Below are 13213 nucleotides of genomic sequence, written 5' to 3' on the forward strand. Positions count from 1 at the left end.
CGGCGTCGGACGATATCCGGTCGCGGCCCGAGCCGCGCTCAGACCCGATTGGCGGTCGACCCCAGGATGCGTTCGGCACAGCGGGCCCAGTACAGCAGCCGCGCGTCCTCCTTGACGAAGCCGACCATCTGGAATCCCAGCGGCAGGCCGTGTGGCCCGCGCGCCACCGGCAACGTGATCGACGGATTGTGCAAAAGCGACCAGATGCGGATGAACGCCGAGCTGCCGGTGCTGCTGGCAGGCGGCGCTTCGCCCAGCGTGGACGGCATGACGACGGCGTCGACCTCGCGCGCCGCGTCATAAAAGGCACGGCGGCAAGCATCGGCCGCGTCCAGGGCGCCGGCATAGTCGGCGGCCGACACCCCCTCGCCCATCGTCAGGTAGTCGATCAGCCCCGGATCGCACAACGCGGCGTGATCGCGCTTGATCGCCGCATACTCGCGAGCCAGATCGTAGGCCATGATGACGTCCTGCGCCTCGCCCATCGTGTCGAACGCTGCGGGCATGGCCAATTCCTTCACCGTCACGCCCGCCGTGGACAAGGCCCGCAGATTCGCCTCGAAGCTCTCTCGCATGCAGGGTTCGGCGTCGGCCCAGTCCTTGGGTCGCCACACGCCCGCCCGGAAATCGGTCCGCAGCGGCAGCGTGGCGTCGTAACGCGGGTCTCCCGTGAAGGCGCGCATGAACAGCGCCGCGTCGTCCACGCTGCGCGCGATCGGGCCGATCACGTCCAGCACACGTGAATAACGCCGGATGCCGACGTACGGAATCGCATCCAGCGTGGGCTTGAACCCCACCGCGCCGCAAAAGGCGGATGGCCGCAGGATGGACCCCGCGGTCTGCGTGCCGATGGACAGCGGCGTCATGAAGTCGGCGACGGCGGCGGCCGAACCTGCGGAGGATGCGGCGGGAGTACGGCTCAAATCGTGCGGATTGCGAGCGGGTCCGGGCAGCATGATGGCGTGCCGCGATACCGTGTTCTTGCCCAGGACGTTAAAGCCCAGCGCATGCGCCTGCGTCACGACCGGTGCGTCCGCGTCGGGCTGGCGGCCAGGAAAAATCTCGGGGTCGCCCAGTTCCGTGGGCATGTCGGCGGTGTCGATGGTGTCTTTGATGCCCAGCGGCACCCCGTCCAGCAAGCGCCGTCGGCCATGGCGGTCCCATTCGCGGGCCCGCGCCAGCGCGCCGTCGGCATCGACGCGCACCCAGGCTTTGACGTCGGCGTTGCGCTCCTCGATCCGGTCCAGGCAGGCGCGCGCCCAGGCCTCGCAAGTCAGGCTGCCCTGCGCAAGCGCCGCCAAGCCCTCGGTCGCGGTCAAGGCGGCGATGGCGTCGGGCGCGGGGCGGCGCACGGCGGACGCCGGGCGGTCAATCGTGTCGGAAGTAGGCAAGGTACGGCTCCAGGATGAAGAGACAGGGTCGCGGGCTGAGACAGCTCCGCCCTCGGACAGGATTACGAAACAGGGCAGCGCCGCCGTCGGAAGGGGTTGCCGGCCAGGGCCTGCCCTCGGGAAGAGTCGGGGACCGAGGCAGCGCCGCCCTCAAGCAGACGGGCGCTCGCCAGACGAATGGCCGCCCCGCCCGATGTACAGATCGCTCATGTGCTGATTGGCCAGCAGCGCCTGCCCGGTGTCGGTCAGCACGATCCGGCCCGAGTCCAGGATGTAGCCCCGGTCGCTGAACGCGAGCGCCTGGCGCGCGCGCTGCTCCACCATCAGCACGGCCACGCCGATCTGCGGCAATCGGCGCACCTCGGCGAACACCTGCTCGGTCAGCGCCGGTGACAAGGCAGCCGAGGGCTCATCCAGCACCATCAGGCGGGGCGAAGACATCAGCGCCCGCGCGAAAGCCAGTTGCTGACGCTCGCCGCCCGACAGGTTTTCAGCGTGTGTCCTGCGGCGTCCGGCCAGGGCCGGGAACAGGTCGAACATGTCCCGGATACGCTGATCGCGCCCTTGCACGTGCTCCACCACCTGAAGGTTCTCCAGCACGGTCAGCGCGCCGAACACATTGCGCACCTGGGGCACATACGAGATGCCGATGCGCACGCGTTCCTCGACGGGCAGCGCCAGCAGGTCCCGGCCGTCGAACGCCATCGTGCCGGCGATGCGCGGCAACAGCCCCATCACCGCCTTGACCAGCGTGGACTTGCCCGCGCCGTTGGTGCCGGCGATGGTGACGATCTCGTTGGCCGCAACGGTCATGTCGATGCCGCTGACGATGTCCACTTCGGCATAGCCGCCGGACAAGCCGTTCATGACGAGCAGACTCATATCACCCCTCCCATGTAGGCTTCGCGCACGCTCTCGTTGGCCAGCACCGCTTCAGGCGCGCCCTCCGCGATGACCCGCCCCCGATCCATCACATACATGCGGGGCACGATCCGCGCCAGCTCGTCCAGGTTGTGTTCGATGATTGCGACCGTCAGGCCGCGCTGGTTCAGTTCCACGATGCGCGCCGACAGCTCCTCGATCAGCACGGGGTTCACGCCGGCAAAGGGCTCATCAAGCAAGATGCAGCGCGGCTCCAGCATCAGCAGCCGGCCCAGTTCCAACAGCTTTTTCTGGCCGCCCGACAGCTTGCCGGCCGGCTCATCCGCCACCCGCGACAGGTTCAGGAACGCCAGCAGCTCATGCACGCGTTCCGCGTTGCGCGCCTCTTCACGGGCGACTTCGCCGCGCGCGAAGACCAGCGCCGCCAGCTTTTCACCGCGCTGGTCGGGCGCGGCCGCCATCATGTTGTCGAACACGGTCAACTGGCTGAACTCGCGCGGCACCTGGAACGTGCGCGCCAGGCCCCGGCGCACGCGTTGATGCACGGCCACGCCGGTAATGTCCTCGTCGGCGAAGCGCACGCACCCCGAGGTCGGCGGGATGTATCCCGTGACCACTGAGAACAGCGTGCTCTTGCCCGCGCCGTTGGTGCCGATCACCCCGACCAGCTCGCCCTTGCGGACTTCGACCGTGACGTCGTCCAGCGCCTTGAAGCCGCCGAAGCTGGCGCTCAGGCCCGTGATGGAAAGCAGCGTCATGCCTTTCTCCTGCGAGTCGAGGTATTGCCAAACAGGCCCTGCGGCCGATACAGCACCACACAGATGAGCGCGATGCCGATGATGCCGATCCGTACGCTGGCCATCTGCACTTCCGAGATGCCTCCTACGAAGTCCCGCACGAAGCGCGAGCCTTCCAGGAAACCGACCAGCAGCACCGTGCCGGCCACGACCCCGCTCAGGCGTCCGACGCCGCCCAGGATGATGGCGATCCAGATATAGAAGGTGATCAGCGGTACGAACTGCTCGGGGCTGATGAAGGTCAGGTAGTGCGCCTGGAACGCGCCAGCCAGCCCGGCCAGCCCCGCCCCCAGCATCAGCGACCGCGTCTTGAACTTGGCCGGATCCTTGCCCAGGGCGCGAACGGCGACTTCGTTGTCGCGCACCGCTTCGATGACGCGGCCAAAGGGGCTGCGGATCACCAGATGGATCAGCAGCAACGCGCCCGCATTCACGGCAAGCAGCACCACCATGATCCACAGGTCCACGGTTTGCGGCGACGCCCAGCCGGCGAACAGCCGCGGGATGCCTGGCAGGCCGTGCATTCCGCGCGTCAGCCATTCCTCGGTCTGCAGGATCATGCGCACGGATTCCGAGAAACCCAGGGTCACGATGGCCAGGTAGTCGCTGCCCAGCCGCAACGCGATCATGCCCAGCGGATAGGCCGCCAAGGCCGCGAACGCGGCGGCCGCCACCATGGACACGGGCACCGGCACGCCTTTGAGCGACAGCAGCGCCGACGTGTATGCGCCGATCGCGAAAAAGCCGACATGGCCGAAGTTGATCAAGCCGGTGAACCCGTAGTGCAGCGACAGGCCGAAGGCCAGCAGCATGTAGATCAGGATCCCGATGGCGATTGCAATCAGATAGGCTTCCATGATGTCACCTCGCCGCCATCGGCCGGCCGAAAATACCCTGGGGACGCAGCAGCAGCACGCACAGCAGCACCGCGAACGCGAAGACGATCTTGTAGGCCGGCCCCACCACCAGGCTGGCAACCTCCTGCGCAATGCTGAACACCATGATCCCGACGATGGCGCCCACCGGATTGCCGATCCCGCCCAGGATCACCGCCGCGAACATGGGCATCAGCAATTCCCAGCCCAGCTCGGGAATCACCACCGCTTTTACCCCCAGCAGCACGCCGCCCAGGCCGCAGTAGGCCCCGGCGATGCTCCACAGCGTGACCATGACGCGTCGCCCGCGAATGCCGCTGGCCGCCGCCAGTTCCGGGTTGTCGGCCACGGCCCGCATGCGCCGCCCGGTGGGCGTCATGTGCATCAAGGCAAAGACCAGCGCCAAGGCCGCCACGGCGATGCCCACGATGTAGACGTCGGTGGGCAGGATCCGCACGCCGCCGAAATTCCACGCCCGGGTCAGCGGCAGGTCGAAGGTGTATTGGTCTTGCCCGGCGAAGAAGGTGATCGTGCTGCGCAAGGCGAACGCGACGCCGATCGAGGCGATCAGCCGCGACACGTTGGAGCGAGACTCCAGCGGCCGGAACACCCAGGCATAAAAGAAAAGGCTGACGGCGGTGGTCGCCGCGACAGCGGCCAGGCCGCCCGCCAGCATGGACCCGCCAGCCAGCGCCTGGGTGAAAACGGCCGCATAGGCTCCCAGCGTCATGTAGTCGCCGCTGGCGGCGTTGGGAAAGCGGGCGATGCCGAACACCAGCGTAATCGCCAGTGCCGGCAAGGCCAGCAGCATCCCGATCACAACGCCGTTGATGCCGGCGTTGATGACGGTGATTGCATCCATCTTATGTTCCCCTTGGAATGTCCGTCAGACCTTGCCGGCGATGACTTCGTTAAGCACCAGCTTGCCGTCGCGGATGTCGAACACGCCGAAATCGGGCACGGTCTCGCCTTGTTTGCCGAAGTCCAGCCGCGACGATGCACCGTCGTAGTCCACCGGCTTGCCGGCGCGCAACAACGCTTGCCCCTGGGCGAAGCCGCTGACTTTCTCGCCGCCGCCTTCCGCCGTCACCGCGCGGATCTTGCCGTTGATGGCCGCGACGTCCGCCTGGGCGCCCGCCGCCTCGATGGCCAGCGCCAGCGTGATCACCATGTCATAGGACTGGGACGCGAAAATGTCCGGCTCGCGCTTCGTGCGCTTGCGGAATTCGGTGGCGAAGCGCTTGTACGCGGCATGTTCGTGCGCGGCGACGTTCGAGATCGAAATGATCCCTTCCGTCGCCTCTTTGCCCAGCGCCTTGACCAGGTCTTCATTGGCGGTCCAGCCCGGCATGATGAATTTGCAGTCCTGCCCGGTCTGGAACCATTCCTTCAGGATGATGGTGGCGTCGGGCCGGTAGGCGCTCAGTGAAATCACATCGGGCTTGGACGCCAGCACCTTGTTCAGTTCGGTGCGGTAGCTGGTCTGGTTAGGCTCGTAGACCGTGAACGCGCTGACGTCGCCGCCCTTCTCCCGCCACGCATCCCGAAAGTAGTTGGCCTGCCCGACAAAGGTGGAATTGTTGAATGCCATCACCGCCGGCCGCTTGAAGCCGCGCTGGCGCGCCACTTCGGCGAACGCGCGGCCGAAGACGGCATTGGACGCCTGGAACATCCACGCCAGCCCCTGCTTGTTCTCCGTCAACATCTCGGGCGCGCCGCAGGTGTTCATGGTGATGAGCCCCGCCGCGTTGGTGATCGGCATGGCGGCCAGCCCCACCGACGATGGCCAGATGCCCACCACCGCTTCGACCTTGTTGATCTCGATCAGCTTTTTCACCGCCAACACGGCCGCATCGGGCTTGGTCTGGTCGTCTTCGGCGTACAGCTGTATCTGCCGGCCCGCCGCGCCGCCCGCGGCATTGACTTCCGCAATGGCGATCTTGATGGCCTCCAGCATCGCGGGGCCGTATGGCCCGCCGACGCCCGTGATGGAATTGAGCGCGCCCAGCCGAAACGGCGGGGCTGCCTGGGCCTGCGCCCAGGCCAGGCCGGGCATCGCGCCTGCGGTGGCCAGCGCGGCGCTGGCGGCGAGGAAATCGCGTCGGGATAGATGAGTAGGCTGCGTCATGAAGGTTCCTTGCGGCGTGAACATCGTTGTTCAACTTCGAATAGCCGCCGGCGCTTGCCACGCCGGCGTCCCCTTGGTGCTTGGATGCGACTTCGGTACTGCCTGTTGCGGGTGTCCGGGCTAGGCGATCACTCCCCGTGCGCGCATGCCCGCGATTCTGTCTTCGGGCACGCCGAAGCGCCGCAGCACATCGTCGGTGTGTTGGCCCATCAGCGGCGCGGCGGTGCGCAAGGCGCCCGGCGTCCGCGAGAATTTGGTGGGAATGCCGATGGTCTTCATTGCGCCCAGCGTGGGGTGCTCCAGTTCCTGCACCATGCCGCGCGCCAGGTAGTGCGGATCTTGCATCGCTTGACCAAAATCGTTGATGGGCCCGCAAGGCACCGACGCCCGCTCGCAACGCGCGATCCATTCCGAGGCGTCCGCGCGAGCGAACTCGGCTTCAAGAATGGGCTCGAGCTCGGCGATATTGGCCAGGCGGTCGGAGTTGGTCACGAAGCGCGGGTCGGTGATCAGTTCGGGGCGCTCCAGCACATCGGCGCACAGGCGTTCCCAGGTGCGTTGATTGGCCGCGCCAATCATGATGAAGCCCATGCGGGTGCCGAACGCCTGATACGGCGCGGACACCCGGTGGCGGCTGCCCGTGCCTTCAGGCACGGTGCCGTCGGCGAAGTACGCGGCGGCCTCCCACACGAACCAGGGCAAACCGCATTCGGCCAGGGCGATATCGATATGCTGGCCTTCGCCCGTCTTCATCTGATGGATGCAGGCGGCCAGGATGGCGTAGACCGCCGTCAGCCCCGCGCCCACGTCATAGATGGCGATGCCGGACTTCAGCGGCCGTCCGCCCGGCTCGCCCGTCATGCTCATGATGCCGCTCATGCCTTGCGCCACCAGATCGAAGCCGCCCTTGCCCGCATAAGGCCCGGACTGGCCGTAGCCGGAAATCGAGCAATACACCAGGCGCGGATTGATCCGCGAAAGCGTCTCGTAGTCCACGCCCAGCGACCGGGTCACGCCCACGCGGTAGTTCTCGACGACCACGTCTGCCCAGCGCGCCAAGTCATACAGCACCTCGCGCGCCTCGGGGTCCTTCAGGTTCAGCGCAATGCCCTGCTTGTTGCGGTTGATCTGGGCAAAGCAGGTGGACTCCCCATTTACGTAGGGGCCCATCTCGCGGGAATCGTCGCCGGTGCCGGTCTTTTCGACCTTGATGACCTCGGCGCCCAGGTCGGCCAGCACCATCGTGCAATATGGGCCGGCCATGATCTGGGACAGATCCAGGATCTTGATGCCGGCCAAGGGGGATGCAGCTTGAGTCATGTCGGATCCGTCTCGGGTCGATGGCCGGTCAGCGGCCGGTGAATTCGGGAACCTGCTTGCGGGCGAACGCCTCGCGTCCGCGCCGGTAATCTTCGGTGCCAAAGCAGGCGTAGGCTTCGCGGCGTTCGGCGTCGGTCAGCGCTTGACCTGCGCGCAACTGGCCAACGAAGCGCTTGTGCCAGCGGTTCACCAGCGGCGCGGCGGCGGCGATGCGGCGGGCCGCGGCATAGGCCTGATCGACAACTTGCTCGTCATCCACCACGCGGCTCAACAGGCCTTTGGCCATGGCTTCCTCGGCGCCGAAAACATGGCCTTCCAAGAGGATCTCCAGCGCATGCGTGGCGCCGATGACCGCAATCAGGTCCGCCAATTCCTGGTGGTCAACGGTCAGGCCGATGCGATTGACGGGGATGCCGTAGCGGCTGCCGCGTCCGGCGATCCGGATGTCGCACATGGCCGCCAATTCGAGTCCGCCCCCCACGCACACGCCTTCGATGCAGGCCAGCGTCGGATGGCGCAGATGCTTGAGCCGGTCCGTCATCGCCAGCGTGAAGGCGGCGTACTCCGCCGCCTGCGCCGGGCCGTCGCGGTCGTCGGCAAAGCCCCCGATGTCGCTGCCGGCGCAAAACGCGCCGCCCGCGCCGCGCAGCACGACGCAGCGCACCGCGTCATCGGCATCCAGCTCGCCCATGATCCGACCGAAATCCCGGTACATGTCCAGGGTGAAGGCGTTGCGCTTGGCAGGACGATTCATCAGCACGGTTGCCACGCCGTCGGGCTCGCGGGCGAGGTCGATGCTCATGCCTGCCCCTCCAGCCGCAGATCGGTGCCTTGCAGCACCACGCGGCCGTCCAGCTCCAGCGTGGCGTCCGTGACGATGGTGTCGTAATGCGCCGCCGCCTTGACCGTGCCGCCGATATACGCGCTGGTGCCCAGGGCCAGCTGAATCGACCCGTAGACGGACTCGTCCGACAGCATCGTGCCATCCAGTTGGCAGCGCGGGTTCATGCCGACGCCCAGTTCACCCAGGTTGTAGACGAGCGGGTCGTTGAAGCTGGCCAAGAGGTCGCGGAACTGCCGGGCCACCGCGCCGCCTTCGATCGCCACGGCCATTCCTTTTTCGATATGGATGCGCACCGGCTCATCGCGGATCAGCGATACGCCGGGAATGCTGGCGTTCACTACGATCACCCCCTCGGCCGTCCCTTCCACCGGCGCCAGGCTGGATTCCAGGCAATACCCGGCTGAAATATCGGTCGTATTGGCGAAACCGTGCAGCGCCCTGCCCTGGCGGCCGGCGATGCTCATCGTGACGTCGGTGCCCAGCGCGGTCGTGACCCGGGCCGTGTTCGCCTGTGTCAGCGCATCGGCCAGGCCCTCGATCTGCGGACGCAGCGCGTCGAAGTCGGCCTCCCAGCCCTCGGCCAGGAAGAAATCGGCCTGATGCGATTCCGGTAGGACGATGACCCCCACGCCGGCCCGGGTCGCCTGCTGGCGTGCATCCGTGTGGGCGGCATTGGCGCGGGTCAGCGCAATCACCAGGTCCGCGGCCTGCATGGCCTGCGCGACCACGGGCGAAAACTGGCGGCCATGGCGCGTGGATCCGGCGATCTGCAGCAGGTTCAATCCCGCGCCCGCCTCGTCCACGGCGATGGCCAGCGGCTCGACATTGTGGTCCGTGTGCAGGTCGTACAGCACCAGCACTTCCATGCCGGGACGGGCCGCGCCCAGCTGGCTGACGACTTTGCGGGCGTTCTTCAATTTCAGCAATGTGTGCATGCAATACCCCTTATGCCGCGTGCGGCGCGTGGTGGTCGGCCGCTTGCTGGGCATCGGCGACAGCACGCTCAAGAATGTCCAGCCCGCGCGCCAATTCATCGTCGGTAATGCACAGGGGCGCCAGGAAACGGATGACGTTGCCGTAAAAGCCCGCCTTCACCAGGATCAGTCCGCCCTGGTAGGCCGCCTGCACGATCTGCGCCGCCAGGTCGCCGGCCGGCTCGTGTCCGCGCTTGTCCTTGACCACCTCAAAGGCCACCATGGCGCCCAGCCCCCGCACATCGCCCACGATGCCGAAGCGTCCCGCCCAGGCGTCGAAGCGTTCACGCACCCGGGCGCCGACGTCGCGGGCGCGCGCCGGATAGTCTTCGCGACGCATGACCGCGATGGTCGCCAGCGCGGCGGCGCACGCCAGCGGGTTGCCGCCATAGGTGCCGCCCAACCCGCCCACCTTGGGTGCATCCATCAGGTCGGCCCGGCCCACCAGCGCGGCGATGGGCAGGCCGCCGCCCATGGACTTGGCCAAGGTGTACAGGTCGGCTTCGATACCGGCATGCGCGGTGGCGAACCATTGCCCGGTGCGGCAAAAGCCCGATTGGATCTCGTCGGCGATCAGCACGATGCCGTGCTGCGTGCAGTACTTGCGCAGCGCTTGCAGGAATGCCGGCGGCGCGTCGTGAAAACCGCCCTCGCCCTGGATCGGCTCGATGATCACCGCCGCCAGCTGCTCGGGCGTGATCTCGGTTTCGACCAGCCGGCGAAATTCGTCGAACGCCTGTTGGGCGCATTCGGCCTCGTTCAAGCCCGAGCGATAGCGCACGGGGAATGGCGCGCGGTAGACCTCGGCGGCAAAGGGGCCGAAGCCGGTCTTGTAGGCCGGGGCCTTCGCCGTCAGGGACAGCGCCATATAGGTGCGGCCATGAAAGGCGTTTTCGAAGGCGACCACCGCTTGCCGCCCCGTCGCGCGGCGCGCCACCTTGATGGCGTTTTCCACCGCTTCCGCGCCCGTCGTCTGCAACATGGCCTTCTTGGGCCAATTGCCCGGCACCAGGTCGATCAGCGCTTCGGCCAATTCGATGTATTCCGGGTACATGACGATGTTGAAGCAGGTGTGCAGATAGCGTTCGGCCTGCGCCTGGACCGCCGCGACCACCTCGGGATGGGCATGCCCCACGTTCAGGGTGCCGATGCCGCCGGCGAAGTCGATGAAGGTATTGCCGTCCAGGTCCGTCAGCGTCGCGCCCCCGGCGCGTTGCGCAAAGACTGGCGGGCCGTTGGCCACGCCCAGCGCCACGGCGGCATTGCGCCGCTGCAGATAGGCCTGGCAATGCGGGCCAGGAAGTTGAGATAACTGCACGGCGTCTTTCATTGCCCTGGGCTCCTTGGATGCGTGGGTAAGCCGACGAAGTGAGGCCACTATATTCTTGTGCGTTTTATTGTGTCAACGATGATTTACAATTTAGCATTCTTGATTGTGCACAATCTTGAGTTCAAAATAATGATATGCTTTGCCGCGAGTCAATCCAGGTGCCTACATGCCCACTAAACGCGCCAATCCCCCCTCGGACGCCGTCACGACTGAACAGCGCAAGGCGGCCTCGACCCACGAAGTCATTCTTGACCTGCGCGAACGCATCGCCTCGCAAGCCTTGCTGCCGGGTACCCGCGTACCCGAAGAGGATCTGGCGCGCGCCTACGACATTCCGCGCGCCAAGGCGCGCGAGGTGCTGGCCACGCTGGAAGACCGCGCGCTGGTGGAACGGGTGCCCAACAAAGGCGCGGTCGTCGCGCTGGTAGACATGGAGACCACGTACCGCCTCTACCAGGTGCGCGAGGCGCTGGACGGGCTGGCCGTGCGGCTGGCGATCGCCAATGCGACGCCCGCCGATTGGGAAGCCATGCAGGCCCTGCTGGGCGAGCCCTTCGAACAAAGCCTGAAAAATGGCGACATCGAAGCCCACGTGGCCGCCATCGAACAATTCCGCAATCACGTCAAAAACCTGGCGGGCAACCCCGTCCTCAGCGACATGATTGAACGCATCTACGACCGCACGCGCGTGTCGATGCGCCGGGTGGCGTTGCTGCCTGGCCGTTCAGAGATGGGAATCAAGCAGTACCGCGCCCTGCTGGACGCGATGGTGCGCGGCGATGCCGACGAAGCCGAGCGCTGCGTGCGCGAATTGAACGCCAGCGCCCGCGAATATATCGAGCGCTACAAGAACTACGTCATCTGAGCGGTGACGTGATCGGCGGCGTGGCGGGCCGGGCCAGCCCCGGCTAGCGGCCCCGCCGCGTCTGCGGACCTCAGGGCGAGGCCGGCGTGTCGTAATTATTCAGCCGCACACCCGACACGCCGCCCACGTTGGGGGCTGCCGACGGTGCTGCGGTTGCAGGTGCCGACGCTGCGGCCGGCGCAGGCTGCGCCTGGGGCGTTGCCACCGGGGCAGCGGCTTGTTCGGGCGCCGGCGCCGTTTCCGCGCCCTCGGGCGCCGGGTTGGCGGCGCGGCGGGCGCGCTTGGCGTCGTCCGCCTTCGCCACCATTGCCGTCAGTTCCGTCGCCAGCGACGCCGACTTGCCATTGCGGGCCCAGTCGGCCGCGCTTTGCCCTGTCAGGTCGCGCGTCGTCACATCGGCGCCCGCTTTCAGCAGCAGATCCACCATTTCCTTGCTGCCGCCCAGCGCCGCCATCATCAGCGGCGTCTCGCCGCCTGGCGCCGGGGCATTGACCATGGCCTTCTTGGACAACAGCAGGCGCGCCATTTCCATCTGCCCCTTGGAAGCCGCGTAGTGCAACGGCGTCCAACCCAGGCGGTTGACTTCGGCTCCACGCGCGATCAGCTTTTTCGCCCGCTCGGTCTGGCCGGCAATCGCCAGATACATCAGCGGCGTCTCGCCCGCCGGATTCTCGGCATTCACGTCTGTGCGCTTGTCTGCGGCGATCACGTCGAACACCTTCCAGGCGCCATCGACCACCGCGCGCATCAACGCAGGCTGGCCGTTCTTGTATCGCACATTGGGATCGGAGCCGTGAGCCAGCAGATCTTTGACGTCGTCGGGATAGTCATTGGCGACATAGACCCACCAGTCGCCCGGGTTGGCGGCGTGCGCCAGCGGCGCGGCCAATCCGACGGCAAGCGCCAGCAGCGCTCCCCGGCAATGCGACAACAGGACGTGACGGGCGGTCGATACGTGGGCGGTCATGGCTATCCTAGAAATCACATTAAATAATTGGGTTTAACTTATTTATTTATCTTATTGAAAAGACGGAAGAAATTATCCGTAGAGGCCTTCGCCACTTCCGCTACCGTGATGCCCCGCAGATCGGCGATCTTCTCGGCCACGTGGATCACCTTGGACGGATCGTTGAGCTTGCCGCGATACGGCACGGGCGCCAGATACGGCGAATCCGTTTCGATCAGCAGGCGGTCCAGCGGCACCTTGGCAGCGACTTCATGCACGATCTGGGCATTCTTGAACGTGACGATGCCCGACAGCGAAATATAGAAATTCTGGTCCAGCGCGGCCTGGGCCACTTCCCAGGTTTCGGTGAAACAGTGCATCACCCCGCCCACTTCAGCCGCCTTTTCTTCCTTCAGCATGCGCACGGTGTCCTCAGCGGACGAACGCGTGTGCACGATCAGCGGCAGGCCCGTATCGCGCGCGGCGCGGATATGGCGGCGAAAGCGTTCGCGCTGCCAATCCAGCGGCTCGGACAAACGGTAGTAATCCAGGCCCGTCTCGCCAATGGCGACCACCTTGGGATGCTGGGACAAACGCGCCAGCTCTTCGGGCGAGGGATCGGGGGTGTCTTCGTAATCGGGATGCACGCCCACCGATGCCCACAGGTTGGGCTGCGGTTCGACCAGCGACATCAGCCCCGGCCATTCGGGCATGTTGACGCTGACCACCAGCGCGTGGCTGACCTGGTTGGCGGCCATGCGCTCAAGAATGGCCGGCAGATCGGCGGCCAGTTCAGGAAAATTCAGATGACAGTGCGAATCGACGTACATGATGTGACTACATAAAGTGATTGCGGCGCTT

13 protein-coding genes are annotated in these 13213 nt (G+C 66.2%); 1 reads left to right on the forward strand and 12 read right to left on the reverse strand.

The features are described from left to right. Positions 1 to 38: 38 nt before the first annotated feature. From API01S_RS20530 to gabT, 10 genes are all read right to left on the reverse strand, one after another. Positions 39 to 1391, reverse strand: coding sequence for an amidase (locus tag API01S_RS20530; protein WP_061306023.1), 1353 nt, complete (start codon positions 1389 to 1391; stop codon positions 39 to 41). A gap of 150 nt (positions 1392 to 1541) precedes the next feature. Continuing rightward, a complete protein-coding gene (locus tag API01S_RS20535; protein ID WP_006219147.1) occupies positions 1542 to 2273 on the reverse strand; it encodes an ABC transporter ATP-binding protein in 732 nt (243 codons plus the stop codon). After that, positions 2270 to 3031 carry an ABC transporter ATP-binding protein gene (locus API01S_RS20540; RefSeq protein ID WP_006219146.1) on the reverse strand — a complete coding sequence of 254 codons (762 nt, stop codon included), beginning with the start codon at positions 3029 to 3031 and terminating at the stop codon, positions 2270 to 2272. Before API01S_RS20540 ends, API01S_RS20535 begins: the two co-directional genes overlap by 4 nt. Next, a complete protein-coding gene (locus tag API01S_RS20545; RefSeq protein ID WP_061306024.1) occupies positions 3028 to 3927 on the reverse strand; it encodes a branched-chain amino acid ABC transporter permease in 900 nt (299 codons plus the stop codon). The genes API01S_RS20540 and API01S_RS20545 overlap by 4 nt, the downstream gene beginning before the upstream one ends. A 4-nt stretch (positions 3928 to 3931) precedes the next feature. Next, a complete protein-coding gene (locus API01S_RS20550; protein WP_061306025.1) occupies positions 3932 to 4807 on the reverse strand; it encodes a branched-chain amino acid ABC transporter permease in 876 nt (291 codons plus the stop codon). A gap of 24 nt (positions 4808 to 4831) precedes the next feature. After that, entirely contained in the window at positions 4832 to 6073 is a 1242-nt protein-coding gene (locus tag API01S_RS20555) for an ABC transporter substrate-binding protein (protein WP_254598576.1), read from the reverse strand. Between the two features lie 120 nt (positions 6074 to 6193). Beyond that, positions 6194 to 7393, reverse strand: a complete 1200-nt coding sequence (locus API01S_RS20560) for a CaiB/BaiF CoA transferase family protein (protein WP_061306027.1) — start codon at positions 7391 to 7393, stop codon at positions 6194 to 6196. Positions 7394 to 7421: 28 nt separating this feature from the next. Next, entirely contained in the window at positions 7422 to 8195 is a 774-nt protein-coding gene (locus API01S_RS20565; protein ID WP_061306028.1) for an enoyl-CoA hydratase/isomerase family protein, read from the reverse strand. Next, positions 8192 to 9172, reverse strand: a complete 981-nt coding sequence (locus API01S_RS20570; RefSeq protein WP_050729287.1) for an aminopeptidase — start codon at positions 9170 to 9172, stop codon at positions 8192 to 8194. Before API01S_RS20570 ends, API01S_RS20565 begins: the two co-directional genes overlap by 4 nt. 10 nt (positions 9173 to 9182) lie before the next feature. Continuing rightward, the gene (gene gabT, locus API01S_RS20575; protein WP_061306029.1) at positions 9183 to 10541 is read right to left on the reverse strand and encodes a 4-aminobutyrate--2-oxoglutarate transaminase; all 1359 of its coding nucleotides are present in this window, start codon (positions 10539 to 10541) and stop codon (positions 9183 to 9185) included. 166 nt (positions 10542 to 10707) lie between these two features. Here gabT and API01S_RS20580 point away from each other — a divergent pair, with 166 nt between their 5' ends. Then, positions 10708 to 11406 carry a GntR family transcriptional regulator gene (locus API01S_RS20580; protein ID WP_006219138.1) on the forward strand — a complete coding sequence of 233 codons (699 nt, stop codon included), beginning with the start codon at positions 10708 to 10710 and terminating at the stop codon, positions 11404 to 11406. Between the two features lie 70 nt (positions 11407 to 11476). Here API01S_RS20580 and API01S_RS20585 read toward each other — a convergent pair whose 3' ends face one another. Both API01S_RS20585 and API01S_RS20590 read right to left on the reverse strand, forming a co-directional pair. Beyond that, the gene (locus tag API01S_RS20585) at positions 11477 to 12373 is read right to left on the reverse strand and encodes an ankyrin repeat domain-containing protein (RefSeq protein WP_061306030.1); all 897 of its coding nucleotides are present in this window, start codon (positions 12371 to 12373) and stop codon (positions 11477 to 11479) included. Between the two features lie 38 nt (positions 12374 to 12411). Then, positions 12412 to 13182 (reverse strand): TatD family hydrolase, encoded by a 771-nt coding sequence (locus API01S_RS20590; RefSeq protein ID WP_061306031.1) that lies wholly within the window; start codon positions 13180 to 13182, stop codon positions 12412 to 12414. Positions 13183 to 13213: the final 31 nt, after the last annotated feature.

It is taken from the genome of Achromobacter piechaudii NBRC 102461 (assembly GCF_001571245.1).
GTDB lineage: Bacteria > Pseudomonadota > Gammaproteobacteria > Burkholderiales > Burkholderiaceae_B > Achromobacter > Achromobacter piechaudii.